Below are 25,062 nucleotides of genomic sequence, written 5' to 3'. Positions count from 1 at the left end.
CTCGCCTAGCAAAAAAGCCGCCTCTTTGTGAGACGGCTCGCTTATGTTAGTCTTCCTCGGTGTCCTGCAGGGTCGGCCCGTAGTGTTCCAGGAAGTAAATCAGCGTCTGCAGCTCGGTGGCCAGGTCGACGTTTTGGACCCGGACGTAGCTTGGCACCGAGATGCGCAGCGGGGTGAAGTTCATCACGCCCTTGATGCCGGCCTTCACCAGGTCGTCGGTGATGCCCTGGGCCGCGTCAATCGGCACGGTCAGGATCACGATTTCGATCTGCTGCTGGCGCAGCTGCGACACCAGCTCGGACATCGGGTACACCGGCACCCCGGCCTGAATGGTGCCGGCCAGCTGGGGGTTGACGTCGAAGGCCGCGCTGATGCGAATGCTGTTGGTCTGGCGGAAGTTGTAGTTCAAAAGCGCGTGACCGAGGTTCCCGACGCCGACCAGCGCCACGTTGGTCAGGCGGTCCTGATTGAGAATTTTCTTGAAAAACTTGATCAGGTCCATCACGTCGTAGCCGTAGCCGCGCTTGCCCAGCGCCCCGAAGTACGAGAAGTCGCGCCGAATGGTTGCCGAATCCACCTTGACCGCCTCGGACAGCTCCGTGGATGAAACCTTGGTGGTGCCGGAGTTCGCGAGGAAGTTCAGGTAGCGGTAATAAAGCGGCAGTCGCTTCGCCGTGGCCTTGGGAATCATCGTTTCAGCCATCAATATGCCTCCTAAGTTGGCCGCGTCAGCGCGGCAGCTCTGCATGCCCAATTGTGAAATTGTCAGCATGCTTCTCAAAATATAGTAACCGCTTTTTCATAAGACTGCAAGTTTCTAGACCGGTCATGCTCAACTTTTTTCACAACCCGAACATTCCTTCTATGGTAAACTGGAATTATTGACGACTGAAAGGAACGATAAGATGATCATCATGCAGGCCCAAGGCGTCGGCCGCACCTTCGACGGCAACGACTTATTCACGGGCATCACGCTTGAGGTTCAGACCAACTCCCGCATCGGCTTGGTCGGCCCCAACGGCATCGGCAAAACCACCCTGCTGCGCATTCTCGCCGGGCTCGACCCGGCAGACGGCGGCCTGGTCACCACCGGCAAGAACATGTCGATCGGCTACCTGGCGCAGGATTCGGGGCTCGACTCCAGCCGCAACATTTTCGACGAAATGCTGACGATTTTTGCCAAGCAGATTGCCCAGGAGCAGCGGATGCACGAGCTCGAGGCCGCGATCGCCGACCCTAAGCTCGCGGAGAACCAGGCCGACTACGACGCGGTGCTGAAGCAGTACGACCAGCTGCAACACGACTTCGAAGCGGCCAACGGCTACGGCTACCGCGCCGAAATTCGCGGCGTCCTCACCGGCTTCAACTTCCCGGAAAGCACCTGGCAGATGCCGATTCACACGCTGTCCGGCGGCGAACGCTCGCGGCTGGCCCTGGCCAAGCTGTTGCTTGAGCACCACGACCTCATCATCTTGGACGAGCCGACCAACCACCTGGACATCGACACGCTCAGCTGGCTGGAGGGCTACCTCAAGACTTACGCCGGCGCGATTCTCACCGTCAGCCACGACCAGTACTTCCTGGACCACGTGGTGTCTGAGATTTACGAGCTGACCCCGAGCCGCGCGGTTCACTACACCACCAACTACACCGGCTACCTGCAGCAAAAGGACCAAAACCGCGCCTTGGCGTGGAAGGCCTACGAGAAGCAGCAGGAGGAAATCGCCAAGCTCGAGGACTTCGTGGCCAAAAACATCGTCCGGGCTAGCTCGACCAAGCAGGCCCAGGCCCGGCGCAAGCAGCTGGAGAAGATGGACCGCTTGCCGCGGCCGGACGGGCCGGAGAAGACCGTGCATTTTCGCTTCAGCCCCGAGAAAACCTCGGGCAACGAGGTGCTGCAGGTCCAAGACGCCGCCGTCGGCTACCCGGACGGCCCGGTGATGGCCGGCCCGATCAACTTCCAGGTCAACAAGGGCGACCGCATTGCGATCATCGGCCACAACGGCGTCGGCAAGTCTACCCTGCTCAAGTCGGTCCTCGGCCAGATTCCGTTCAAGGCCGGCCACGCGCGGTTCGGCACCAACGTCACCACCGGCTACTACGACCAAGACCAGCACCAGCTGCACTGGGACAAGTCCGTGATCGCAGAGATCTGGGACGACCACCCGACCATGGCGGAAAAAGACATCCGCTCCGCGCTGGCGGCCTTCCTGTTCGACGCCAACGACATCGAAAAGCGCGTCGGTGACCTGTCCGGCGGCCAAAAGGCGCGGCTGGAGCTGACCAAGCTGTCTTTGAAGCACGACAACTTCCTGGTTTTGGACGAGCCGACCAACCACCTGGACATCAACTCCAAGCTGGTCCTCGAGCAGGCGCTGGCCGATTTTGAAGGCACCGTGCTGTTCGTCTCGCACGACCGCTACTTCATCAACCAGCTGGCGACCAGCATCGTCGCCGTCGAGCCGAGCGGCGCCGACCTGTACCTGGGCAACTGGGATTACTACCAGGAGAAGCTGGCCGAAAAGCTGGCGCTGGCCCAGGAGAACGCCGACCCGGTCGCGGGGCCGACCGTCAGCGCCGCCAAGGTCGACTACCAGCAAAGCAAGGCCGACCAAAAGGCCCAGCGCAAGCTCGAACGCGAGGTTGCGGCGCTTGAGGACCAGCTGGGCGAGCTCGCCGATCAGGCCGACGCGCTGCAAAAGCAGATGACCGCCCCGGACGTGTTGACGGATTACGTCAAGATGCAGGACCTGCAGACCAAGCTCGACGCCGTCAACGCCAAGGTGGCGACCACCGAGGACGCCTGGGAAACCGCCAGCCTGAAGCTGGAGGACCTGCAAGGCGCCTGAGGCCCAAACAGCGGCCCGGCCGCACTTCCATTGCGAAGTGCGACCGGGCCGCTGTTTGTTTTTCGATTATCGGCGGCGCCGCACCGGTCCGGGCTTGGGCAGCACGACCTCGCCGCGGTGGCCCAGGTCGGGTTGCCCGGACTTGGGCTGTGGGGTCTGGGCGGCGCGAGCTTGACCGGCCAAGGCCTGCGCTTCGGTCGCCGCCGCAACCGGCTGCGGCTGGCTTGCGCCGGTCGCAACGGCTGGTGCCGCCTCGCTGGCCCGGGGGAAGTTCAGCCCCGGCGTGGCGGTCAGCGACTCGTCGGCCAGGTGGTGATGCGCCAGCTCGATGTGAGCGGCCGCACCGATCATCGCCGCGTTATCGCCGGTCAGCCGCACCGGCGGCACGATCAGCGTGATGTCGGGGTGATGAGTGGCCAGCGCCGCGGCCAGCGCCGCGCGAAGCCCCTGGTTGGCCGCCACCCCGCCGGCCAGTACCAGCTGGGCCACCGGATGCGCGGCGAGGGCCGCCATGGTTTTGGCCACCAAGACGTCGATCACCGCGGCCTGGAAGCTCGCCGCCAGGTCCTCGCGGCTCAGGGTCTCACCGATCTGGTCGGCGTGGTGAACCGTGTTGATGAACGCCGACTTCAGGCCGCTGAAGCTAAAGTCCAGGTCGTCTGAGTCGACCATCGCCCGGGGAAAATGAAATGTGTCCTGCCCCAGATGCGCCAGCCGGTCGACCTCCTTGCCGGCGGGATAGGGAATGCCCAGCACCCGCCCGATTTTGTCGTAAGCCTCGCCGGCCGCGTCGTCGCGGGTGTCGCCGATGATTGCGAACTCACCGGGTGCTTCGACCGTCACCAGCTCGGTGTGACCGCCGGACACCACCAGCGCCAGCAGCGGGTAGGTCAAGGGCTGCACGAACCGCGCGGCGTAGATGTGGCCGGCCATGTGGTTGACCGGAATCAGCGGCAGGTGATGCGCGAACGCGACCGTTTTGGCCGCCGTCACGCCGATCATCAGGCTGCCGACCAGACCGGGCCCGTAAGTCACGGCCACCGCGGTCAGGTCGGTGTAAGTCACCTGCGCCTCCTTCAGCGCCAGGTCGATGACCTCCGTGATCTGCTCGACGTGGTGGCGCGAGGCGACCTCGGGCACGACGCCGCCGAAGCGCTTGTGCGAGTTGATCTGCGTGGCGATGATGTTGCTGAGAATGCGGGTGCCGTCTTCGATCACCGCAACCGAGGTCTCGTCGCAGCTGCTTTCGAAGGCTAGAATCAATTCACTCAAAGTACTCGTCCTTTCAATCCAGTGGCCGCCACATGTCCATGGCGTCCTTGTGCGTGGCCACGTAATACCCGGGCTTGATCGCCCCGTCGTAAAACCCCAGCTGGTGGTACAGGGCCTGGGCCGGTGCGTTGTCGGTGCGAACCTCAAGCGTCATCTGCCGGGAGCCGAAGTCGTAGGCCTTATCGATCATCACCTGCATCAAGGCGGTGCCGATGCCCAGCCGCTGCACGGACGGGCCGACCGCGATGTTCGTGATGTGAGCCTCGTCTCTGGTGAAGCTGGCACCGACGAACGCATCGATGCCGTAGTCGCCGGCCAGCACCAGGTACAGCGAGTGCTGCACCTTGCGCAGCTCGGACAAAAAGGCCACGCGGTCCCACGGCGTGTCGCCTTGGTAAACCGCGCGTTCGATGCCCAGCGCCGCGTCGATGTCGGCGTTGCGCATGCGCCGCAGCGTGTAGGTCACACCGTTAATGGTCAGCGGCCGCTCGGCGAAGGCCAGGCTGGCCGGCGGTTCGTGGTCGAGCCACGACTTAAACTTTCTCAACATAAGGGGCATGTCCTTTGTCGTCGTGCGTTTTCAGCCAGTTGGTCTCCGCCTCGGTCAGCCGCAGGTAGCGCGGCACGAAGGTCAGCGTTGACACCGGGGCGGCCAAGGCGCCGAGCTGCGCCAGCCGCGCGGCATCGGGCAGCGCCGTGATGGCGTCGGCAAAGCTCGCCGCGTGACCCAACGCCGCCTGAATCGGCTCGCGGAAGGCCACGGCGTCCGGCCCGGTGAAAACGGCCGGCTGCTTGAGCACCGCAAGCTCGGCCAAAAGCTGGTCCAGCGGCAGGTGGCGGTCGGCAATCACGTTTTCAAGCCGCCCGTTGGCCCATTGGTAGCCGCCGGCGAACACGTTGTGGCGCCGGGCGTCCATCAGCGGCACAATCACCGCGGTGGTCGCCGTGACCCCGGCGGCCAGCGCCGCCAGGCTGGACACGCCGACCAGCTCCAGGTTCAGCGTGTAGGCCAAGGTCTTGGCCGTGGTGACGGCGATGCGCAGCCCGGTGTAAGAACCCGGCCCCTGCGCGACCACCACCCGGTCCAGCGCCGAGGCGGCCAGGCCAGACACGTCCAGCAGGCGATGAATCGTCGGCAGGAGCTGTTCGCTGTGGGTTTTCTTGCGGTTGATGGTCATCGTGGCCAACACCAGCTCGCCGTCGGTCACGGCCACGCTCATGGCCTGATTGGACGTGTCGAGCGCTAAGATCTTCATGGTTAAGGTCAACTCCTATTATCTCTGACAAGGCGCGGTGGCCCCGGCCGCATCCGGCCCCGCCCCGGTCGCACCGGGCCAAGGCGCTAACCTGACCCGTTCGCACCAGGCGGCGGCAACTTGGCCGGTCGCAGCGGCCCGAAGCGGCAACTTGGCCGGCCGCGACGCGACGCCAGCGCCTGACCGCGCGTTTTTCTCATGCCCCTTAGTGTACCACAAAGGGACCGCCTAAGCGGTCCCTGGCTCTTGCATTCAGTTGAGGTGCGGCTTGATGCGTTCGACGGCCTTGAGCGTCGCGTAGGACAGGAAGGCCTGAATCGGCCACATCGCGAGGTTCTTGACGGTGCGAATAGCGATGATCCCCTGCCACGGCGTTCCCAACATGTCGATCCACACCGTGTTCATGAAGATGTTCACGATGATAATCACCAACCCGACGGCGGTGACGACGCGCCAGACGGTGACCTTCTTATTGTAGAAGAAGACGCCGTAGATGATCGCGGCCAGGACGGCACTCAGCGTGAACGGTGGAAAGTTCGCGCCGGGGTTGAAGACGATGGTGGTGAACTGGTCGGTGACGGCGGCGGTCAGCCCCGCCAGCCACGGGCCCAGGTAGTAGGCCATCAGAATGGTGGCGAAAAAGGCCGGGCTGAACTTCAGGAAGCTCGTGCCAAACGACAGGCGACCCAGCACCACCTGCATCGCCATGAACATCGCCATGTAGACGAGGTTGCGGGTAGTGAGCTTCGGGCCGGTCAAAGATAGTGCTTGCATATGATGATCCCCTTTGCGGAGACGCCAAAAGCGGCGAATGCGGACCCACCACCGCGGCAATGCCTTCGTCCGCCGTTCACATTCCGTTCCGGCGGCACTTAACGCGGTGGGTCCTACTCCTTAGATTTTTGGTACGGCCTTATTATACGTCTTTTTCTGAAAAACCGCAAGAAACCGCGACCTTATCGAATTATCGTTCGGGGATTATGCTTTAAAATGATATCGGTTTTGCACGAACTTTCCGACCTGGTCAACTTGCGCTTGCAAAGCGCCGGGTGCATGTTACGCTAGTGAAGACGCGGCGCGTGACGCTCGCGCATGCTCTGGAGGCGACTGATGATGAAACACATTTTGGCTTTGCACACCGGCGGGACCATCGCCATGACCGCGGATGAAACCGGGGCCGTGGCGCCTGGCGCCCACAACGCCCTCTTGGCCCAAGACGCGACGCTCGACGGCATCGACGTGACCAACGAGGAAATCTTCAACCTCCCGTCGCCGCATATCACCCCGGCGCGGATGCTGGCCTTGTCCAAGCGCATCCGTCAGGCCGAGGCAGCCGGCATCGACGGGGTCGTGGTCACCCACGGCACCGACACGCTGGAGGAGACGGCCTACTTTCTGGACCTGACGCTGGACCCGACGATTCCGGTGGTGGTGACCGGCGCGATGCGCTCGGCCAACGAAATCGGCTCGGACGGCCGCTACAACTTCCTCGGCGCGATTCGCACCGCGGCCAGCGCCGGGGCCCGGCACAAGGGCTGCCTGGTGGTGATGAACGACGAGATTCACACCGCGCGGTTCGTGACCAAGACCCACACGACCAACGTCGCGACCTTCCGCACCCCCACCTTCGGCCCCATCGGCCTGGTGACCAAAACCGGCGCCGTGTTCTTCCAGGAGCTGATCAACCAGGCGGCCTGCCCGATCGACCGGGTCGTCTCCAATGTTTTCCTCCTCAAGGCCTACGCCGGCATGGACGCGACCCTGCTCGACGCCTTGCCGGCCACGACCGCGGGGCTGGTGATCGAGGCGCTGGGGGCCGGCAACCTGCCGCCGGCGACACTGCCGGCACTTGAGCGGCTGATGCAGCGCAACGTGCCGGTGGTGCTGGTGTCGCGCTGCTTCAACGGCGTGGCCGAGGCCGTCTACGACTACGAAGGCGGCGGCGTCAACCTGAAGAAGGCCGGCGTGATTTTCTGCCAGGGCCTGAACGGCCAAAAGGCGCGAATCAAGCTGATTGTCGGCCTCAGCGGCGGCAAGTCCGGGGCGGAGCTGGCCGCGTATGTGAACAATGCGATCAGCTGAGTGGTCCTTGACCGACCTTTACGCGCAACTCGGCCAGGCGCTTGGACCCAGCGGCTGGTGGCCGGCCGACTCCAAGTACGAAATCCTGGTCGGCGCGGTGCTGGTCCAAAACACCAACTGGGCCAACGTCGACCGCAGCCTGGCCAACCTGCGTGAGACGACCGGCTTTGCCCCCGACCAGCTGGCCGCCTTGACCCAGGCCGACTGGGTGCCGCTGATTCGCCCCAGCGGTTTTTACCAAAACAAGAGTCGGGCGTTGGTCGGCCTCTTCGCCTGGCTGGCGCATTGGGACTTCGACCTCGCTTTCATCGGCGGCTTCCCGCCGGCGACGCTGCGAGCGCAGCTGTTGGCCCTGCGCGGCATCGGCCAGGAAACCGCGGACGCGGCGCGGCTGTTCGTCTTCGATCAGCCCACCTTCGTCGCCGACGCCTACGCCAGGCGCCTGTTCGGCTTCCTCGGCCGGCCGTATGCGACCTACCAGGCGCTGGCCAAGGTGACGCAGGCGGTCGCCGGCTGGTCGCTGCACGACGCCCAGGAATTCCACGGCCTGATCGACAACTTCGGCAAAACGGTCAAGACCCCGGCCGACTTCGCCGCCAGTCCCCTGGCCGGTGGCCGCCTGACGCCGCTGAGGGCGCCACTGGCCTGATGCCCCGAACCGCCAAGCGACCGCTGGGTGATTGATTGCACCGTCGATGATTGCACCGCCGCACTTGATGCGGCGGTGCTTTTTTGGCATGGCGCTGAGTCACGCAATCACACCGCCGCCGCGGCTTCTTGGCATCTGATGGCCGGCGTCTGTGGCGCCTGCCACCACACCGCCACGCCCTTTTCATGAACTAAAACTTTGGTGGCAACAACGCGCCGGTCCAGCGACGGCCCCCGCCTCAAAGACCACACGGCCGGTGAAGCGGCCACCGCCGGCACAAGTCGCGGATATTGTGATTTTAATTGAGGCCGGCATTAGGTGGTACACAACCCAATTGACCCGTGTCGTGACACTCCGTATACTGAGGCGGATGAGACCACTCATCAAACCCGCTTCCCAAGGAGGAAACTTATGACAGAGCTTCGCAGCAGCACGACCCGGAAGAATCGCCACCGCATTTGGGTGACCGCCGCCCTCGCCGCCACGACCCTGCTCAGCTTCCAAGCGCTGAACGGCCGGCCCGTCAGCGCCGCCAGCGTGATGGTCAGCCAGGCCGGCGTCACCGCCGCCCCAACCGCACCGATCACCGACGCCACGGAAAACGGCGCCGCCGACCAAACCGGCCTCGGCCGTCCAAGTAACAACCAGGCTCGCCCGAATACCGACGCGTCGTCACAAGGCACTACCGACCAAACCGGTGCCGGCCGACCGGACTACAACCAGGCCGGCCCGAACACCGACGCGGCGGCGCAAGGCGCCACCGACCAAACCGGTGCCGGCCGACCGGACTACAACCACGCCGGTCCGAACACCGATGCGTCGGCGCAAGGCACCACCGACCAAACCGGTGCCGGCCGACCGGACTACAACCAGGCTGGTCCGAACACCGACGCGGCGGCGCAAGGCGCCACCGACCAAACCGGTGCCGGCCGACCGGACTACAATCAGGCTGGTCCGAATACCGACGCGGCTTCGCAAGGCGCTACCGACCAAACCGGTGCAGGCCGACCGGACTACAATCACGCCGGTCCGAACACCGATGCGGCTTCGCAAGGCGCCACCGACCAAACCGGCGCCAGCCGGCCCGACTACAACCACGCCGGTCCGAACACCGACACGACTTCGCAAGGCGCTACCGACCAAACCGGTGCAGGCCGACCGGACTACAATCACGCCGGTCCGAACACTGACGCGTCGTCGCAAGGCGCCACCGACCAAACCGGTGCCGGCCGACCGGACTACAACCACGCCGGTCCGAATACCGATGCGGCTTCGCAAGGCGCCACCGACCAAGCCGGCGCCGGCCGACCGGACTACAACCACGCCGGTCCGAACACCGATGCTTCTGCGCAAGGCAGCGCCAACCAATCCGGCGCCAGCCAGGCCGCAACTGACGCCTACGCCAAGGGCCTGATGATCGGCCAAACCGGCGCCGCCTTCCTGCCGACCAGCGTGTTGGCAGGTCTCAGCGTCGAGGAGAAAGACGCCCTGCAGAAAGGGTTTGCCGCCGGTCACACGCTTTGGGCCAACCGCCTCGACGCCAAGACCAAGCCCAACACCGATGCTTCTGCGCAAGGCAGCGCCAACCAAACCGGCGCCAGCCAGTCCGCAACCGACGCCTACGCCAAGGGCCTGATGATTGGCCAAACCGGCGCCGCCTTCCTGCCGACCAGCGTGTTGGCAGGCCTCAGCGCCGAGGAACAGGAGGCCCTGCAGAAAGGGTTTGCCGCCGGTCAGTTGGTCTGGGCCAACCACGTTGGGCCCAAGCCTGAACTGATTATCCCGGCTCCCGAAATTGGGGAGAAGCCGACCCCGACGCCAGAGCCGGAACCAACCCCAGAACCCGCACCAAAGCCGGAGCCTGAGTCGAAGCCTGAGCTGAAACCGACCCCGGAGCCAGAACTGAAGCCGACCCCGGAACCGACGCCTGAACCAAACCCAGCACCTGAACCGAAGCCAACGCCGGAACCTGGGTCGAAGCCGGCCCCGAAGCCAGCCGAAGTGACCCCGGCCACCGCAACCACCCCGGCCGTGCCGGTCACCACGCCGACGTCGTCGAAGGGCATTCCTACGGCCGGCGGTCAGTCGAAGGGCCTCAGCGCGACCGGCCGCGTTCACACCCGCAGCGGTCGGGCCACGCTGCCGCAAACCGGTGCCGAGCAAAACCGCCTGCTGAGCGGCGCCGGCCTCCTGGTCGCCTTGGCCGGACTATTCGGTCTGGCCGAAAGCCGCCGCAAGCGCGTCTAGTCACCGTACAGCCGGCGCCTTCGCGGTGCAGACCCACGCCACGCCCTTGGCCCGGTGACGACCGGAATGCCTCCCCGAGTCGTCACCGCGACTCAATTCCGCGGCCAACACCCGGGAGTGTACTTTGAATCGCATTTTGAATCGCATTTCGAATCGCACTTTGAACCCCACTTCAAACCACGCTTCGAATCGAACCTCGAATCGGCAATTAACCGCCGCCTCGGGGCCAGTCAAAAACAGCGTCACAACTTCGCAATCGCTGCAAAGTTGTGACGCTATTTTGCCAATTCGGTTAAGTTAGCGAACGCCGAACGCCAGGCGCAGCGTCGCCATCGCGTTGTCGCCGCTGATGGTGTAGTAGGCGCTGGTCTCGCGCCAGCTCACCGTGTTCTGGCGCTTGGTGCCATCGGCGACGTGCAGCACGATGGCGCCGCGCGTCGCGGTTCGTGGCAAGGCGTTGCTGGCCAGGACGCTGACGACGTTCTTGGCCAGCTCCTTGGCCTCGGTGGGATCCTGCTGGTCGTCGGCGACGATGATTGCGTAATCACCCTGCCGCCAGCTCACGGTTGACTGCCCGGTGGCGGTGCTGACGGTGCCGGTGAGGCCGGCCCCAAGGGTCGTCTTGGTCTTGTCCGGATCGGGGGCGCGGTAGGCGAGCTTGCCGGCCTCGGTCTGCGCCTGGGCTGTGCTGGTCGGCGTCACCTTTTTGAGCGCCAGGGGGGCCGTCGTGGTCGTCAGCTGCGCGGCATGCTCGGCAAAAAGCAGCCGGTAATCGCCGACGCTGCCGGTCGCCTTGGTGTGGACGGTCACGCCGTCGCCGAAGGGGTTGACGGTCGGCACCTTGACGCCCGGCAGCTGCGCCTCAAGCGTGGCCTTCAGGGCGGCCAAGTCGCTGGTCGCCTGCCGGGCCGCCACCCGGGTCGCCTGGCCGGCTCGCACCGTCTTACCAACGTGCCGGGCCACCACTACGGTGTGCTCGGCCTCGGCCTGCGGCGCCGCGCCGGCACGGCTGGCGACGTAACCCGCGCCGCTCAGCAAGAGGATCGCCGGAATCAACAATAGTCGCTTATTCATCTGCTCCCCACCCTTCTCTCATTTCATTCTACGCCAGATTGTGGCGGCTGGCCAGCGCTTTGTGAAGCCGATTTCAGATTTTTCAGGCCTTACCACGCCTATTTTTCGCCATCGCAAGCGCCATAATGAAAGCGACCATTGAAAATTTCATTACGTGAAAACCATGAGAAAATTCCAATCAATCGGTGAGAAAAAGGCGGCACCCAATGATGGGTGCCGCCTGCTTCAGATTGTCTCCCAGGTCATCGTCGCCGTCGCGTTATCCGCCCCGGCTACCGAAATCTGGTGGTGCGAGGCCGTGCCGTCGATGGTGTAGGCCGACTCGACCGTGCTGCCGTACGTGACCTCACGCGCGAACTTGATGTCGACGCCGGTCAGCCGGTGGTGCGTCAGAAAATCCGCCCCTAGCGCGTCTTCCATCCACTCCATGTAATGGGTGTTGTTCACGTGGCCGTTGCCGTCGATGTCGAAGTACCGCACGGTGTAAGGCTGGCGATGCGCGAAGTCCGTGAGCTTGGGCAGCCGCGGGTAGCGCCGCACCTTGGTCGTTTTGGGTGCCTCGACCTTGGCCGCGAAGCTCTCGATGATGGGAATTAGCTTGCGGGTCGTCAGGTCCATCATCACCCACGCGCCGCTCATCGTCGCCAGCGTGTTGCCGGCGGGGTCTTTGACCCAGTACTCGCGGTAGGTCATCAGCTTGTTGTAGCCGGACGCCTCCGTGCCGACCACCAGTGGCTCCTCGACCTTGGGCATCCGGGTGATTGCGATGTGGTACTGCGTGATCACCCAACCGGCGCCGTGCTTGGCCAGCGCCGCGATGCCGGCGTCCAGCCGGTCCAGCTGGTGCTCGGACGTCAGGAGCATGATGTTGGTCAGGGTGGCCAGGCTCAGGTTGCCGGTCTTGGTGCCGAGGAAAAAAGGCACGGTGACCGCTTCTTCGTAGATCATTGCGGCGCCTCCAATTCGTGATAGGCAGCATAGACCGCCTGCTTCTTCAGACCGTTTTGCTTGGCCACGGTCTTGATCGCGTCGTTGGGGCGGGCCCCGGCCGCCACCAGCGCCTCGACCTGCTCACGCAGCGGCACGGTGCTTGGCGTCGGGGCGACGACCGGCGCCGGGCCGACCATCACGACGAACTCGCCACGCGCGTTGTCGACCGCCCAGTCGGCCAGTTCAAGCAGGCTGCCTCGGGCGAACTCCTCGAATTTCTTGGTCAGCTCCCGGGCCAGCACCGCCGGCCGGTCGCCGAACACCGCGGCGATGCTCGTCAGCGTTTTGGCCAGGCGGTACGGCGACTCGTAGAAAATCACGGTCTGCGGCTGCGTCGCCAGCGCCTCAAGCGCCGCCTTCTGCTCGCTAGCCTTGCGCGGCAGGAAGCCGTAGAACATGAACGGCTGCGGCGGCAGTCCCGAGGCGATCAGTGCCGTGGTCGCGGCGTTGGCGCCGGGCAGCGGCACCACGGGAATCCCGGCCTCAATCGCCGCGGCGACCAGCTCCTTGCCGGGATCGGAGATCGACGGCATCCCCGCATCCGAGACCTGCGCGATGCTGTCGCCATTTTGCAGCCGGGCCAGCAGCTCGGGAATCCGGGCTTGGGTGTTGTGCTCGTGGAAGCTGATCTGCTTGGTCGCGATGTCGAAGTGGTTCAAGAGCTTCTGCGTGTTGCGCGTGTCCTCGGCGGCGATCACCGCGACCTGCTGCAGGACGTGAACGGCGCGAACCGTCATGTCCTCGAGGTTGCCAATCGGCGTCGGCACCAGGTACAAGGTGCCGACGTCGTGTTCGGCGAAGCTTTTTTGCTGTTTCACGCCCATCAGTGTTCACCGTAGATGATGTCGACGCAAAAGGCGCAGGGCTCATCGTTGACCCGGCGCTGGCCGTACATGTACGGGCAGACGTGGAAGCCTTCCTCGTACAGGTTCTCCAGGTTTAGCTTGGACTTGGACAGCTCCACGGCGCCGGTCGACTTGTGGTCGCTGCTTTTTTGCAGTTCCTCCAAGTGCTCGCGCAGGTGGCGGTTCTCGATTTCAAGCTCCGCGTTCTTCTCCAGCACCGTCGCCATGTCCGTTTTCAGGGCCGCCAGCTGCGCCAGGATGGCCGAAGTCTCGTGTTCTAACTGCAAAAAGCCGTCATAGAGATCTTTCTTCTCCACGGGCTCACCTCCACTACTCGTGACTCATGTGATTAATTCAGGTGCAATCGCTCGGGAACCAGACCAGCCGCGCCGACCGCACCAAACGCGGCGATTTCGCGCCGCCAATCGGACCCGCCAACTTCGCGCCAACTTCGCGCCACCAACCGAACCTGCCTGTTAGGCGGCCCCAATGGCAGCCGGGGGCCTCGGTGTCGCCTACCCCGCCGCCCCCAGCGCAATCACCAGCGCCTCGGTGGCCGATTGGAAGGTCACGTTCTGACGCAGGCGAATCTGGGCCTGCAGGATGGCGGCGAGACCGTCACTCAGGCGCCGGCCGCTGGTGCCGGCCAGCCGTGCCACGCGCGGCTCCTCGCCGAACGCCGCGACGCCGGCCACACCGTAGTGCTGGTTCAGCGCATCGGCGTAGGCCTGGGCCAAAAGCGCCAGCACCTGCTCTTGATCCGGCGGGGTTTTGGCCAGCGGCACCAGGTCGGTTTGCACCGCGACGAAGGCGGCGGGGTCGCCGGCGGCCAGCTGGTCGACCAAGGCCAGCACCCGCTCGATGCGCTGGGCGAACTGCGGATCGGCGGCCATCGCGGTGCCGGCCTCGATCGAGGCGCTCAGGTGAGCGGCGACCCGGGCCAGCGCCGGCGTCACGCCGGCGGCCTCCAGCTGCTCGATCACTTGGCTGCGAGCCGGCGCCGGGAAGTTGATCACCTGAGCCCGTGACAGAATGGTCGGCAGCAGCTGGTTTTTGGCCGTGGTGGTCAAAATGATCAGCATCCCCGGCACCGGCTCCTCGTAGAACTTCAGCAGGCTGTTGGCCGCGCCGGGCGTCAGCCGCTCGGCGCCTTCGATCACGAACACGCGCTGGTTGCCTTCCACCCCGCTTTTGCTCATTTCTTGCTTCAGGCCACGCACGTCGTCAACCTTGATGCTTTTGGCGTCGCTGCGCAGCCAGACCACGTCCGGGTGGTTCTCCGACAGAATCCGCGAACACTCCGGGCACTTGCCGCAGGGTTGGCCGTCTTGCAGATTCTGACAAAATAGGCGCATCGCCAACCACTGAGCGAACTGCGCCTTTCCCGTCCCTTTTTGGCCGTTGAAAATGTAGGCCTGGCTCAGCTGCCCCTCCGCGATGACCTGGCCGAACTGCCGCACCAAGGTCGGCTGCAGCGCCTCGATGTCTGGCATCAGAAGCGGTGGAACGCGTCGACCGGCAGCACGAAGACGGTGGCGCCGCCGACTTGGACCTCGATCGGGTAGGCCATGGTCGAATCGGAGGTCGCGTCCAGGTTGACCGGCGGCGTCATGAACTGTTCGCGCGTCTGGGCGGATTCCTTGATGATCTGAAGCACCTCTTGAACGCGTTCGTCGTCGATCCCGATGATGAACGTGGTGTTGCCGGACTTGAGGAAGCCGCCGGTGGTCGAAAGCTTCGTTGCCCGAATATTGGCATCGATGAATTCACTCGACAGCAGGTTGGCGTCCTTATCTTGAACGATGGCTAGAATCAACTTCATGGGCTTACTTCCTTTCTGCGCCGCTAAGCCAGCCAGCTCGCGGACAAAACCGTGTGCAACGTACCCAGACAATCCGAGACGACTTGAGCCAGTGGCTTGGTGGCATCGATGGTCACAATGCGCTCGGGCTCGCGTTCAGCCAGGCGCAGGTAGGCCCCACGCACCCGCTGGTGAAAGGCAATGGATTCGCGGTCCAGTCGGTCGTACTGGCGATCTTGCCGATGCGCCTCGATGCGAGCTAGGCCGACCTGGCTGGGCACGTCCAGGTACAACGTGCGAACCGGCGTCAGTCCTTCGGTGGCGAACTGGTTCATCGCCAAAACCGCGTCTTCGCCGATCTGCCGCCCGGCGCCTTGGTAGGCCACCGAGCTGTCGACGAAGCGATCGCAGATCACGACTTCTCCGGCCTCAAGCGCCGGGCGAATCACCTCGGCCAGGTGCTGGCGGCGCGACGCCGCGTAGAGCAAGGCCTCGGTTCGCGCATCCATCTCGGTGTTGGCCGGGTCCAAAATCAGCTCCCGGATGGCCTCGGAGAGCTTGGCGCCGCCGGGTTCGCGGGTGAGGCGAACCGGCTTAGCCAAATGCGCCTGAAGCTTGGGCATCAGCGCCGCCAAGACGCTGGTTTTACCCGCACCGTCGGGTCCCTCGAACGTGATGAATGTGCCTGCCAATACACTGCCTTCTTTCTCGTCAATATCTATAGTGTACTTGAATTCAGCGCCGATTGCACCAAATACCAGGGCGAAGGCCGGCGGGCTAGCGGGACGCATAGCCCAGCCGTGGCGCGTGAGGCCCGAACTTGGCCTCGGGTGACGCGGCGTAGCTATGCGCTCCCGCGTTGCCGGCCGCAGCCCGACGAACCAGGGCGGAGGTCGGCGGGTTAGCGGGACAGGTAGCGTAGGGCTGGCGCTTGGGACCCGGGCCTGGTTCCAAGTGACGGCGCCAGCTAGCCGCTCCCGCGTTGCCGGCCGCAGCCCGACGAACCAGGGCGAAGGCCGGCGGGCTTAGCGGGACGGGTAGCGTAGGGCTGGCGCTTGGGACCCGAACTTGGGCGCAATCCAAACAGCCCGGCGGTGGCCTTGGAGGCTCACGGCCGGGCTGCGGTTAACGGCTACTTCTTGCTGAGCTGCCAGCTTTGGTTGTCTTCTTGCAGCTGCTGGGCCGCCATCTCGGCGACCAAGGCGCCGGAGACCTCACGGACTCGGGCCTGACGGTGCAGGAAGTCGAACAGGCCCTCCTGCAGGTTGACCTGGGCCCGGGTCGCCTCGTCGACTTCGCGGAACGTGGCGACCAGCTTGCGCTGCGCCGCCATTTTGTCGCGAACACGGTAGACCGTGGTCATCAGCTCGCGGTCTGCCTCGGTTTTGATGTTAGGACGCTTCTTGAAAAACATGGCCTCGCCTGCTTTCTACAGTTCGGTTCGCCCTTCGACGGCCTTGAGCAGGGTCATCTCGTCGGCGTATTCGATGTCTGACCCGACCGCCAGCCCATGGGCCAGGCGGGTGACCTTGATGCGAGCCGGCTTGATCAGCCGCGCCAGGTACTGGGCGGTGGCCTCACCTTCCGGCGTCGCGTTGGTGGCCACGATCAGCTCCTTGACCGAGGGATTGGCTTGGAGCCGCTTGATCAGGCTCTCGATGTTCAGGTCCTCGGGGCCGCGTCCTTCGATCGGGCTGAGGACGCCGTGCAGGACGTGGTACAGGCCGTGGTACTCGTTGGTGCGGTCGATGCTCATCACGTCCTTGGGCTGCTCGACCACCAGAATCGTGGTTTGGTCGCGGCTTTGGTCGCGGCAGATTTCGCAGGGCTCGGTGTCCGTGATGTTGCCGCAAATGGTGCAGTAATGCAGGTCGTTTTTGGCGGCGGTCAGGCTCTTGGCGAAGGCCGCGACGTCGTCTTGGTTCATGTCGATGGTGTAAAAGGCCAGGCGCGTGGCGGTTTTGCTGCCGATGCCCGGCAGCTTCATGTAGCTGTCAATCAGCTTGGCGATGGGTTCTGGGTACTGCATAACTTCCTCCTTCGACAACCACCGCGACCGGCCGCGGTGCGGGAGCGGTCGCGGCCAGACGGCGAGCGGTCGGGGCTACATCCCCAGGCCGCGGGTGTACTTGCCCATCTTGGCCTGGGTGGCCGTGTCGACCTGCTTGAGCGTCGCGTTGACCGCCTCGATGATCAGGTCCTGGAGCATGTCCGGGTCGTCTGGGTCGATCGCTTCCGGCTTGATCTTGATGTCTTTGAGCTGCTTGTCGCCGGTGAAGGTGGTGGTGACCATGTCGCTGGCGGAGCTTGCGGTGAACTCGGTTTGGTTCAGCTCGTCTTGCGCCTCGGTCATTTCCTTTTGGAGCTTCTTCATCTGCTTCATCATGCCCTGCATATTGCCCATTCCACGCATATTCGTCATCCTCTTCTTTCAGTCATTCTTGATTGCAACATTGTCTGCGTCGCCGAACATGTCGGCGATGGTGGTCAAAACCGGGTCGGCCGCCTGCTTGGCCGGCTTGGCCTTCGGGGCCCCCATTTCCTGGAGGTAGGCCTTGCGAACGCGCGGCCACTCGTCTTTTTGGACCAAAACGACCTTGAGCGTCTCCCCCATCAGGCGGTTCAACGCGCCTTCCAGCTCGGTCATCAGCGCCGCGTCGTTCATCGCCCGTTCGACCAAAATGTCGTAGGCGAAGCTGACGATCACCCCGCTGGGGCTGGCGGCGACCGGATCGGAAATCCGCATCATCGCGCGTTTGGTGACCGACAGCATGTTCAACAGGTCCGGCCAGATGTCCTTGACCTTCAGCAGGTCGGCCTTGGTCGCCGCCCCGAGAATCGGGTAGAGCTGCGCCTTGTTGACCTGCGCATGTTTTTTGGCCGCCGGCTTGGCCTTCGGGGCCGGCGCCGCCGCGACGCCGGCTTGCTGGATGCCAGCGACCGTCGCCTGCAGCTTTTGAATCTGTTCCTCAAGGGCCGTGACCGACTCGCTCGGGGCGGCTTCGGCCGCGGCCGGCTGAGCCGTCACCGCTTGCGGGGCCTCGCCCAGCCGCACCGTGGCGACCTCTAGGTACAGCGTCGGGTGGTTGGTCAACCGCAGCTGCCCCTGCGTCTCGTTGAGCACGTTGATCATGTGGTACAAGGCGGCCGGCTGCAGCGCCTGGGCCAGGTCCTTGAAGTGGCTGTCCTGCAACGCGCTGGTCTCACCGACCAGGCTCGGGGCCTGCTGGAACACCAGCAGGTCGCGCAGGTAGCCGATCAGATCGTCGAGCAGCCGCCCGGCATCCTTGCCCGAGGCCAACAGCTGCTCGATGGTCTCAAGCGCCTGGGCCGGCTCGCGGTTGGCCACGGCGGTCAGGTAGGTGCCAAGCTGCGCCACCGCCACGCCGCCGGTCACGTCCAAGGCGTTTGCCACCGTCACGTGGTTTTGGCCAAAAGACAGCACCTGGTCCAGGATCGACAGCGCGTCTCGCATCCCGCCTTCCGCGGCCTTGGCGATGATGGCAAGCGCCGCTTGGTCGTAGGTGATGCCCTTGTCGTCCAGGATGTAGGCCATCCGCGAGACGATGTCGGCGGCGGTGATGCGGCGAAAATCAAACCGCTGGGTGCGGGAGATGATCGTCGCCGGAATCTTCTGCGGCTCCGTGGTGGCCAGGATGAACACCACATGCGCCGGCGGCTCCTCGAGCGTCTTGAGCAGCGCGTTGAACGCGCCGGTCGACAGCATGTGGACTTCGTCGATGATGTAGACCTTGACCCGGCCGACGGTTGGCGCGTACTTGGCCTTGTCGCGGATGTCTCGAATCTCGTCGACGCCGTTGTTGGATGCCGCATCGATTTCGATCACGTCCGTCAGGCTGCCGTTGTTGATCGCCTGGCACATGTCGCAGGTGTTGTCGGGCTCGCCGTCTTGCAGGTGCTCGCAGTTCAGCGCCTTGGCCAGAATCTTGGCCACCGAGGTTTTCCCGGTGCCGCGCGGGCCACAAAACAGGTAGGCGTGGCTGGTCTGCCCTGTCACCAAGGCGTTTTTGAGCGTGGTTGTGATCGCGGTTTGGCCGATCACATCCGCGAAGGTCTGGGGCCGCCAGACGCGGTATAAGGCTTGGTAACTCACCTGACTCATCCTTTCTGTACTCGTTCAAGTGTACCACACGGCCACCTTTTTCGGGGTGCCAAACGCGCCGAACTGCACCCGAGTTGCCGGTCGGCGGCGGCGCCGGGCTGGGCCGGGCCGGGAACCCGTGCCGCTTCACTCGGGGTCGGCGAGCTACGAGGCGCAACGCGAGAACGTCCAGCCAGGCCTGTCACCTGAGGCCAAGCCCGGGCCTCATGCGCCAGGCCTGCGCTTGCCGTCTCGCTAAACCCGCGCCTCTTCGCTCTGGGGTCAAAAAAACCGGCCATCCATTCGATGGCCGGGCTCATTGACTACAAAACTTAAGGCACATGACCGGCGATTCTTAGTGCTGCTTCCTTCCGGACCTGACACAATTCGAAAGGCGGTCATTGCCTCAAGGCCTTTCGGCAAGAATAAGTATACCCGTTTTGGTTGCTTTTGGCCAGCCCGGGTTCGATAATGGCCATAACTCAGAAGGGAATGATTCCATGTCTTACAGCGTTACCTTGCTCAAGCACCAGGTTCTTCGCACCGACCGGCTGGTGCTGCGGCCGTTCGCCGTCACCGATGCCAAGCGCCTGTTCGAAATCGGCAGTCAGGCGCCAGTCGCCGAGTTTTCCATCAAGTACAAGACACTCGACGCCGCTTACGCCGGCCTAGCCGACTACTGGATTGGCAGCCCCCTGGGCAAGTTCGCCGTCACCCTGGACGGCGAGCTGATCGGCGCCTGCGAGCTGCACGCCGATGAGAAAAACCGCAAGGCGGAGATCGGCTACCTGCTGGATCCGGCCTACTGGGGCCACGGCTACGCGACCGAGGCCGCCGCGGCGGTGATGGCCCTGTGCTTCGACCTGCTCGACGTCACCCGCGTCGAGGCGATGCACGACGCGCGAAACCCCCGCTCCGGCCGCGTGATGCTGCGGCTGGGCATGCACGAGGAGGGCCGGCTTGAGGCCGAGCACATCGAAGACGGCGTGGCCGTGACCACCGTCGTGATGGCCAAGCTCAAAGACCGCAAGTAGCCGCGGTTCCGCTTGGTGCGTGGCCAGCGGTCCGTTCTCGCCGGCGATGCACCGACCATTGGCCGCGCCACCACTCGCCCGAGGCACCGCGGCCGTGCCACCGGGTCATGCGGCCGCACCCAGCGCGGCCGCCGTCACTTCGCCTGGCCCCGCCGCGCCTTTTTGGCCGCCTTACGCTTGGCGCGGATGGCGCGAAAGAAGCCCTGCAAAAGCGCCGCTGCCTCGCCTTCGCGAACGCCTGGCACGACTTGAACCTGGTGGTTGAAGCGCGAATCCGTCAGCAGGTTCATCAGGGTACCGGCCACGCCGGCCTTGGGATCGGCGGCGCCGTAGTAGCAGCACCGCACCCGGCTGTTGATCATGGCGCCGGCACACATCGGGCAAGGCTCCAGGGTCACGAACAAGTCGCAGTCCTCAAGGCGCCACGACTTCAGGGTCGCGCAGGCCTCTTGAATCGCCAGCACCTCCGCGTGCAACGTGCTGTCTTGGCTGTGTTCGCGCAGGTTGTGGCCGCGGCCGACGACCACGCCGTCGTGGACGATCACGGCCCCGATCGGTACCTCGCCGACCAGGCCGGCCCAGCGTGCCTCTTCCAAGGCCAGGCCCATGTAGTGTTCAATGTCTGCTTTTTCCAATCGGACCTCCGTTTCGCCGAGGCGGGTTCTTTGTTACAATGGACGTGAAAGTTGGTGAGACAATGGCAGCAATGCTCCCATTACTCAAGCGGGTGGTGCCGGTGATCACGGCGCCGCCTTTTCCGGAAAACGCGCTGGTCGTGACCGTCGACAACCAGGTCGTCGCCATCGATGCCGAGGCGCTGACGCCGCGCGAGGTCGCGCTGGTCAAGGCGCTGCTCCCGCAGGCCCAAAGCCAGCATCCCTGGGCCCGATTCCTGCGCGGCGAGGGGCTGGCCCCGACCACCCATCCGGTTCGCATGCTCTATTTTAACGTGGATCTTCACAATAGCCAAGCGACGCCCGGGGCGTGGCTCGACGCGCTGTGCAGCCTGTTTGCTAGCGCGGTCACCGGCTTTTTCGACACCGCCTCAAGCGGCGTGGTGATCGAGCCGACCGAAAACTTCATCGCAAGCACCGCCGACCTGGCCGGCATTCTCGACACGCTGGACTCGGATTTTGACTCCAAAACCCGCCTGTTCATCGGCCACCCCTGGCCGGTCGACGACGAGCTGCCCGGCCTGGTCGCCGCGGAACGCCAGCTGGCCGCCGCCGCCCCGCAGCGCCTGGCCACCATTCAGCAGACGGCGCTGGCCACGCTGACCCGCAACGCTCGCCAAAACAACCCGCTGCTGCAGGCACTGACGGCCGTGATCGCCCAGGACGCGGGGATGCAAGACGTCATCACCACGCTGTACCACGAGCAGGGCAACCTGACCGCGGCCGCCAAGGCGCTGTTCTTGCACCGCAACACGCTTCAGTACCGGCTGGAAAAATTCGAGCACCAAACCGGCTTCAACCTCAGGCAGATGGACGACCTGGTGCTTTGCGCCTTGCTGATTCAGGCCTGACGCACTCAAAAACGCGCCGTCGCATACAATTGCGACGGCGCGTTTTTGGTGGCCGACGGTGGTTTGTGTCTGTCCCCTACCGTGAAATGGGTTCCCTCCGCTAGGCCTTCGTCGCCTTCAGGATGTAGTAGCCGTGTTCCTTCTTGACCACGGCGGCGTCGCCGAAGGTGGCCTTCATCAGCTTTAGGGCCGACGGGGCGCCTTGCTTTTTTTGCAACACCACGAAGAGCTGACCGCCCGGGGTCAGGTGGGCGAAGGCGCCGCTCAGAATCGCCGATACCACGTCCTTACCGGCCCGAACCGGCGGGTTGGTGACGATTACGCCGAATTGACCGGTGACCTGTTCGTACACCGAGGACTCAAGAATCGTGACGTTGTCGATGTGGTTGGCCGCGGCGTTGCGCTTGGCCAGCGCCAACGCGCGTTCGTTGACGTCGCTCATCGTGACGTGCCGGGCCTCAAAGTGCCGGGCCAGCGCCAGCCCGATCGGCCCGTAGCCGCAGCCAACATCGAGGATGTCACCGGTGGCAAGCGCCTGGTCCGCCGCCACCACGTCGATCAGGACGCGGGAGCCGAAGTCGATGGTGTGCTTGGAGAACACGCCGTTGTCGGCGGTGAAAAGCAGGTCGTGGCCGGCCAGCTCAAAGTGAAAGCTGTGTTCGTCATGCGAAAGCGTCGGGTCGTTCGTGTAATAGTGATTCATGGGTACCTCACTTCTTGGGAGTCAACACCGAGCCGATCTGGCTGACCAGGCCCAGGTACTTGTGCCACAGGCCGTGCGGTGCGGCCGTCACCGGGGTGTTGACGAGCATCAGGATTTGCAGCAGCGTGAACAACAGCGACTGCCGCTTGCGGTACGCGACGTACTTGGGGGTCCAGGTGGTCACGTACTTCTCTTTATAAGAGCGTAACCCCTGGAAGCCGTAAAAGCGATACCCATATTCATAAACCAGGTGAGCCATTTTCTCTTCCAGGAAGGCGAAGTCGGAGGTCCCGACGTTGCTCAAAGGCGCCATGCCCATGTTGAACTGGGTGTAACCCTCCGCCTTGGCACGTTCGAACAAGTTGACGAACAGCGCGTCCATGATGCCGCTTGGCGCCGCGTCGCTGGAGCGCATCAGGTCGATGGACATGACGCCCGGGCCCATCGGCATGACGCTCGCGAAGGACACGATGCGCCCCTTTGCGTCTTGAATCACGGCCACCGGCGCCTGGTTGAGGTAGCGCGGGTTGAAGTAGCCGAGGGAAAAACCGATCTCGGCCTTGCCATCCAGCCAGCTGTCGGAGACCTGGCGCAACTGCACCATGGTCGCCGCGTCGAACGGCGGCGTCAGCCAGGCGAACTGGTAGCCCTGGCGTTCGAACTTGTGCATCAAGGCGCGTTCGCCCTTGCGCTTGGTGCCGGCCAGCGTGAAGTCGGTCACGTCGACCGTGCCTTCCTCGCCGAACTTCATGAAGTCAAAGCCGTACTCGTGCAGCATCACGGTCAGCCGCTCGGACACCTCGTAGAACACCAAAGATAGGTCCTGCTTGTCCGCCTCCCGGATGAAGTCGGCGATGGCCGGCGCCCAGTTCTCGGGGGCGCCGATCGGCTCGCCGAGAATCACCAGCTTGTCGCTTTTCTTACGGAACAGGAACAGCACGGCGTCCTCGCCGTCGACTTGGTAAAAGCGCATCAGCTTATCGCCGGTGAACGCCAGGTGCGACACGGCGTTGCCGCCGACCCGCGCGATGAAGGCGCGAAGCCGGGCATCGTCGACCAGGCCACCCAGCGTTTTTTGCGGATTGCTCAGGTAACCGTAGATCAGGCTCAGCGTGATCGCCGCGACCAGCACCCCGGCCAGCGTGGTCACCCACATCCGCTCGGACGGGAAGAAGAACACCGTCGGCACCGGGTGGCGGTGGTGAATCTGCGGCACGTTGTAAAACAGCGCGACGGCGTAAAACAGCGCGGTGACGGCGAAGATGCCGCCGTCGACGATGCGGTTACCCCAGGGAAAATCCATCCGGTCGCGCGTCAGCTCGCGCTTGGCGAGCACCGCCGCCAGCAGGATCACCGCCAGGAAAACGATGAACTTCACGCTGACCTCGCGCCGCAGCGACGCGATCAGCGCCAGCCCCAGGATTACCAGCGTCGGCCAGTAGGCGCGACGCACCCGGTTGGCGATGCCTCGCGCCAGCCCGAAGATGATGAAGGCCATCATGATGTTGGTCACGCGGCTGAGAAACAGGAAGGTCCAAGGGTACAGCCTGAGGTACACGGCGTTGCGCAGCGCGACATCCGGCACCACGCCGCGCAGCAGCAGCATGACGGCCGAGAAGTACAAGAACACCACCAGCGTCACGTGGCCGAGGCGCGTGAACACCTGGACCGGCAGGCCTTCCAGCCGGGCGTTGAGCTGGCGGCCGGCGTCTTGGATGAACAGGCCGACCCCCAGGACGAAGGGTACGATGTAGTAGAACAGGCGGTAAAACAGCAGCCACACCACGCCGATGTTGCTGTTGACGCCGACTTGCGCCAGCCCCATCAGCATGAAGACGTCAAAGGAGCCCAGCCCCCCGGGCACCATCGAGATCACGCCCAGCACGTTGGCGACTAAAAATAGCGGCAGCACATGCGCCAGGTTGACCGGAGCCCCGATGAAGTGGCCGATCAACAGGAAGAAGCCGGCCGCGGCCCCCCACTCGCAAAACGACCCCAGCGTCAGCCGCAGCTGCCGGGCCAGCGGCATGTCGGCGAACACCCCGCGGCCGTTCAGGTGCGTGACCAACATCAGCACCGGGAAGTAGGCGCCGCCGCCGATCAGCCACACCCAGTAGTCGGTGTACATCCGCCCGATGCCGAGGCCAAAGATCAGCCCCAAGGCGATCAGCGACCACAGCGACAGCCCGGCCAATAGGAACAGCGCGATCTTAGCGATCGCGGCCAGCACCTCCTTGTTGGTCGCGTGCTTGTGGTAGAAGTTGGCGCGGAGGCTGGCGCCGAGAAAGCCGCCGAACCCCGCGATGTTGGTGAACGAGTTGACGATCCAGCCGGACTTGGCCACGTACCACGGCCGGTACGACCCGGGCAGCATCTCGGTGATCACGAAGTCGTAGTTCAGCATCGGCAAGACCGCCGCCATGCCGATGACGGCCATGGCCAACAGCGACCACGGGCTTTGCGTCGCCAGGCTGGCGCGGACCTCGTCGCCGTTCAGCTCGCGAAAGATCCGCCCCAGCATCACGACGGCAAAGACCAAGACGGACACGACGAACAGCACCTTCAACAACGTGAGGTGCTGCTTGACCCAGCCGACGATTTTTTTCCCTAAAGTTTTCAACAGACGTCCTCCA

General features: G+C 64.2%; 24 protein-coding genes, 1 other RNA gene, 1 pseudogene and 1 riboswitch. Of the genes and pseudogenes, 6 read left to right on the top strand and 20 right to left on the bottom strand.

Going from position 1 to position 25,062, the window contains the following annotated elements; translation table 11 throughout:
• Positions 1–46: 46 nt before the first annotated feature.
• Complete coding sequence (locus NUH19_RS06435; protein ID WP_262315725.1) at positions 47–703, bottom strand: redox-sensing transcriptional repressor Rex; 657 nt, start codon at positions 701–703, stop codon at positions 47–49.
• A 202-nt stretch (positions 704–905) separates the two neighbouring features.
• On the opposite strand from NUH19_RS06435, the gene NUH19_RS06430 reads away from it, so the two are divergent.
• A complete protein-coding gene (locus NUH19_RS06430) occupies positions 906–2,849 on the top strand; it encodes an ABC-F family ATP-binding cassette domain-containing protein (protein WP_262315724.1) in 1,944 nt (647 codons plus the stop codon).
• Positions 2,850–3,104: 255 nt separating this feature from the next.
• Here the strand turns inward: NUH19_RS06430 and tsaD are convergent.
• The 4 genes and pseudogenes from tsaD to NUH19_RS06410 form a co-directional block, all read right to left on the bottom strand.
• Positions 3,105–4,121 (bottom strand): annotated as a pseudogene (tsaD, locus tag NUH19_RS06425) (tRNA (adenosine(37)-N6)-threonylcarbamoyltransferase complex transferase subunit TsaD); the annotation flags it as partial.
• Between the two features lie 13 nt (positions 4,122–4,134).
• Positions 4,135–4,671 (bottom strand): ribosomal protein S18-alanine N-acetyltransferase, encoded by a 537-nt coding sequence (rimI, locus tag NUH19_RS06420; protein WP_262315723.1) that lies wholly within the window; start codon positions 4,669–4,671, stop codon positions 4,135–4,137.
• Positions 4,655–5,377 carry a tRNA (adenosine(37)-N6)-threonylcarbamoyltransferase complex dimerization subunit type 1 TsaB gene (gene tsaB / locus NUH19_RS06415; protein ID WP_262315722.1) on the bottom strand — a complete coding sequence of 241 codons (723 nt, stop codon included), beginning with the start codon at positions 5,375–5,377 and terminating at the stop codon, positions 4,655–4,657. The genes rimI and tsaB overlap by 17 nt, the downstream gene beginning before the upstream one ends.
• A gap of 252 nt (positions 5,378–5,629) precedes the next feature.
• A complete protein-coding gene (locus NUH19_RS06410; protein WP_262315721.1) occupies positions 5,630–6,151 on the bottom strand; it encodes a folate family ECF transporter S component in 522 nt (173 codons plus the stop codon).
• A 29-nt stretch (positions 6,152–6,180) separates the two neighbouring features.
• Positions 6,181–6,274, bottom strand: a riboswitch (THF riboswitch).
• 213 nt (positions 6,275–6,487) lie between these two features.
• Between NUH19_RS06410 and NUH19_RS06405 the strand changes: the two genes are divergently transcribed.
• The 3 genes from NUH19_RS06405 (at position 6,488) to NUH19_RS06395 (ending at position 10,355) form a co-directional block, all read left to right on the top strand.
• Positions 6,488–7,459 (top strand): asparaginase, encoded by a 972-nt coding sequence (locus tag NUH19_RS06405; RefSeq protein ID WP_276580187.1) that lies wholly within the window; start codon positions 6,488–6,490, stop codon positions 7,457–7,459.
• The gene (locus NUH19_RS06400; RefSeq protein WP_262315720.1) at positions 7,446–8,108 is read left to right on the top strand and encodes an endonuclease III domain-containing protein; all 663 of its coding nucleotides are present in this window, start codon (positions 7,446–7,448) and stop codon (positions 8,106–8,108) included. The genes NUH19_RS06405 and NUH19_RS06400 overlap by 14 nt, the downstream gene beginning before the upstream one ends.
• A gap of 411 nt (positions 8,109–8,519) precedes the next feature.
• A complete protein-coding gene (locus NUH19_RS06395; RefSeq protein WP_262315719.1) occupies positions 8,520–10,355 on the top strand; it encodes an LPXTG cell wall anchor domain-containing protein in 1,836 nt (611 codons plus the stop codon).
• 297 nt (positions 10,356–10,652) lie between these two features.
• On the opposite strand, the gene NUH19_RS06390 is transcribed toward NUH19_RS06395, so the two are convergent.
• From NUH19_RS06390 to ffs, 12 genes are all read right to left on the bottom strand, one after another.
• Positions 10,653–11,429: a hypothetical protein gene (locus NUH19_RS06390; protein WP_262315718.1), complete on the bottom strand. Its 777-nt coding sequence runs from the start codon at positions 11,427–11,429 to the stop codon at positions 10,653–10,655.
• Positions 11,430–11,654: 225 nt separating this feature from the next.
• Positions 11,655–12,377: an acyl-[acyl-carrier-protein] thioesterase gene (locus NUH19_RS06385; protein ID WP_262315717.1), complete on the bottom strand. Its 723-nt coding sequence runs from the start codon at positions 12,375–12,377 to the stop codon at positions 11,655–11,657.
• On the bottom strand, positions 12,374–13,237 hold the full coding sequence (gene rsmI, locus NUH19_RS06380) for a 16S rRNA (cytidine(1402)-2'-O)-methyltransferase (protein WP_262315743.1): 864 nt from the start codon (positions 13,235–13,237) through the stop codon (positions 12,374–12,376). Before rsmI ends, NUH19_RS06385 begins: the two co-directional genes overlap by 4 nt.
• A gap of 5 nt (positions 13,238–13,242) precedes the next feature.
• Positions 13,243–13,581: a DNA replication initiation control protein YabA gene (locus NUH19_RS06375; RefSeq protein ID WP_262315716.1), complete on the bottom strand. Its 339-nt coding sequence runs from the start codon at positions 13,579–13,581 to the stop codon at positions 13,243–13,245.
• A gap of 198 nt (positions 13,582–13,779) precedes the next feature.
• Positions 13,780–14,757, bottom strand: a complete 978-nt coding sequence (holB, locus tag NUH19_RS06370) for a DNA polymerase III subunit delta' (RefSeq protein WP_262315715.1) — start codon at positions 14,755–14,757, stop codon at positions 13,780–13,782.
• Positions 14,757–15,086 (bottom strand): cyclic-di-AMP receptor, encoded by a 330-nt coding sequence (locus tag NUH19_RS06365; protein WP_262315714.1) that lies wholly within the window; start codon positions 15,084–15,086, stop codon positions 14,757–14,759. Before NUH19_RS06365 ends, holB begins: the two co-directional genes overlap by 1 nt.
• Positions 15,087–15,109: 23 nt before the next feature.
• Positions 15,110–15,757: a dTMP kinase gene (gene tmk / locus NUH19_RS06360; protein ID WP_262315713.1), complete on the bottom strand. Its 648-nt coding sequence runs from the start codon at positions 15,755–15,757 to the stop codon at positions 15,110–15,112.
• A gap of 440 nt (positions 15,758–16,197) precedes the next feature.
• Entirely contained in the window at positions 16,198–16,479 is a 282-nt protein-coding gene (locus NUH19_RS06355; protein ID WP_262315712.1) for a YaaL family protein, read from the bottom strand.
• Between the two features lie 15 nt (positions 16,480–16,494).
• Positions 16,495–17,094, bottom strand: a complete 600-nt coding sequence (gene recR / locus NUH19_RS06350) for a recombination mediator RecR (RefSeq protein ID WP_262315711.1) — start codon at positions 17,092–17,094, stop codon at positions 16,495–16,497.
• A 75-nt stretch (positions 17,095–17,169) separates the two neighbouring features.
• Positions 17,170–17,478, bottom strand: coding sequence for a YbaB/EbfC family nucleoid-associated protein (locus NUH19_RS06345; protein ID WP_262315710.1), 309 nt, complete (start codon positions 17,476–17,478; stop codon positions 17,170–17,172).
• A gap of 18 nt (positions 17,479–17,496) precedes the next feature.
• Positions 17,497–19,179: a DNA polymerase III subunit gamma/tau gene (gene dnaX, locus NUH19_RS06340; RefSeq protein WP_262315742.1), complete on the bottom strand. Its 1,683-nt coding sequence runs from the start codon at positions 19,177–19,179 to the stop codon at positions 17,497–17,499.
• Between the two features lie 309 nt (positions 19,180–19,488).
• Positions 19,489–19,585: signal recognition particle sRNA small type (ffs, locus tag NUH19_RS06335), an RNA gene on the bottom strand.
• A gap of 82 nt (positions 19,586–19,667) precedes the next feature.
• On the opposite strand from ffs, the gene NUH19_RS06330 reads away from it, so the two are divergent.
• A complete protein-coding gene (locus NUH19_RS06330; RefSeq protein ID WP_262315709.1) occupies positions 19,668–20,201 on the top strand; it encodes a GNAT family N-acetyltransferase in 534 nt (177 codons plus the stop codon).
• A 134-nt stretch (positions 20,202–20,335) separates the two neighbouring features.
• On the opposite strand, the gene tadA is transcribed toward NUH19_RS06330, so the two are convergent.
• Positions 20,336–20,836, bottom strand: coding sequence for a tRNA adenosine(34) deaminase TadA (gene tadA / locus NUH19_RS06325; RefSeq protein ID WP_262315708.1), 501 nt, complete (start codon positions 20,834–20,836; stop codon positions 20,336–20,338).
• A gap of 62 nt (positions 20,837–20,898) precedes the next feature.
• Here tadA and NUH19_RS06320 point away from each other — a divergent pair, with 62 nt between their 5' ends.
• Positions 20,899–21,726: a helix-turn-helix domain-containing protein gene (locus NUH19_RS06320; RefSeq protein WP_262315707.1), complete on the top strand. Its 828-nt coding sequence runs from the start codon at positions 20,899–20,901 to the stop codon at positions 21,724–21,726.
• 100 nt (positions 21,727–21,826) lie between these two features.
• Here NUH19_RS06320 and NUH19_RS06315 read toward each other — a convergent pair whose 3' ends face one another.
• Both NUH19_RS06315 and mprF read right to left on the bottom strand, forming a co-directional pair.
• Positions 21,827–22,429 (bottom strand): class I SAM-dependent methyltransferase, encoded by a 603-nt coding sequence (locus NUH19_RS06315; protein WP_262315706.1) that lies wholly within the window; start codon positions 22,427–22,429, stop codon positions 21,827–21,829.
• A 7-nt stretch (positions 22,430–22,436) separates the two neighbouring features.
• Entirely contained in the window at positions 22,437–25,049 is a 2,613-nt protein-coding gene (gene mprF / locus NUH19_RS06310; RefSeq protein ID WP_262315705.1) for a bifunctional lysylphosphatidylglycerol flippase/synthetase MprF, read from the bottom strand.
• Positions 25,050–25,062: the final 13 nt, after the last annotated feature.

Source organism: Lacticaseibacillus parakribbianus, from assembly GCF_025490915.1.
Classification (GTDB): Bacteria; Bacillota; Bacilli; order Lactobacillales; family Lactobacillaceae; genus Lacticaseibacillus; species Lacticaseibacillus parakribbianus.
Note: the sequence above shows the minus strand (reverse complement) of the source record. Positions and strands in the feature narration are given on the sequence as shown.

What these genes read in the sequence shown, in the direction of transcription:
- NUH19_RS06435 (WP_262315725.1), bottom strand. Translation starts at nt 703, where the DNA reads ATGGCTGAAACGATGATTCCCAAGGCCACGGCGAAGCGACTGCCGCTT.
- NUH19_RS06430 (WP_262315724.1), top strand. Translation starts at nt 906, where the DNA reads ATGATCATCATGCAGGCCCAAGGCGTCGGCCGCACCTTCGACGGCAAC.
- rimI (WP_262315723.1), bottom strand. Translation starts at nt 4,671, where the DNA reads ATGTTGAGAAAGTTTAAGTCGTGGCTCGACCACGAACCGCCGGCCAGC.
- tsaB (WP_262315722.1), bottom strand. Translation starts at nt 5,377, where the DNA reads ATGAAGATCTTAGCGCTCGACACGTCCAATCAGGCCATGAGCGTGGCC.
- NUH19_RS06410 (WP_262315721.1), bottom strand. Translation starts at nt 6,151, where the DNA reads ATGCAAGCACTATCTTTGACCGGCCCGAAGCTCACTACCCGCAACCTC.
- NUH19_RS06405 (WP_276580187.1), top strand. Translation starts at nt 6,488, where the DNA reads ATGATGAAACACATTTTGGCTTTGCACACCGGCGGGACCATCGCCATG.
- NUH19_RS06400 (WP_262315720.1), top strand. Translation starts at nt 7,446, where the DNA reads ATGCGATCAGCTGAGTGGTCCTTGACCGACCTTTACGCGCAACTCGGC.
- NUH19_RS06395 (WP_262315719.1), top strand. Translation starts at nt 8,520, where the DNA reads ATGACAGAGCTTCGCAGCAGCACGACCCGGAAGAATCGCCACCGCATT.
- NUH19_RS06390 (WP_262315718.1), bottom strand. Translation starts at nt 11,429, where the DNA reads ATGAATAAGCGACTATTGTTGATTCCGGCGATCCTCTTGCTGAGCGGC.
- NUH19_RS06385 (WP_262315717.1), bottom strand. Translation starts at nt 12,377, where the DNA reads ATGATCTACGAAGAAGCGGTCACCGTGCCTTTTTTCCTCGGCACCAAG.
- holB (WP_262315715.1), bottom strand. Translation starts at nt 14,757, where the DNA reads ATGCCAGACATCGAGGCGCTGCAGCCGACCTTGGTGCGGCAGTTCGGC.
- NUH19_RS06365 (WP_262315714.1), bottom strand. Translation starts at nt 15,086, where the DNA reads ATGAAGTTGATTCTAGCCATCGTTCAAGATAAGGACGCCAACCTGCTG.
- NUH19_RS06355 (WP_262315712.1), bottom strand. Translation starts at nt 16,479, where the DNA reads ATGTTTTTCAAGAAGCGTCCTAACATCAAAACCGAGGCAGACCGCGAG.
- recR (WP_262315711.1), bottom strand. Translation starts at nt 17,094, where the DNA reads ATGCAGTACCCAGAACCCATCGCCAAGCTGATTGACAGCTACATGAAG.
- NUH19_RS06345 (WP_262315710.1), bottom strand. Translation starts at nt 17,478, where the DNA reads ATGCGTGGAATGGGCAATATGCAGGGCATGATGAAGCAGATGAAGAAG.
- NUH19_RS06330 (WP_262315709.1), top strand. Translation starts at nt 19,668, where the DNA reads ATGTCTTACAGCGTTACCTTGCTCAAGCACCAGGTTCTTCGCACCGAC.
- NUH19_RS06320 (WP_262315707.1), top strand. Translation starts at nt 20,899, where the DNA reads ATGGCAGCAATGCTCCCATTACTCAAGCGGGTGGTGCCGGTGATCACG.
- NUH19_RS06315 (WP_262315706.1), bottom strand. Translation starts at nt 22,429, where the DNA reads ATGAATCACTATTACACGAACGACCCGACGCTTTCGCATGACGAACAC.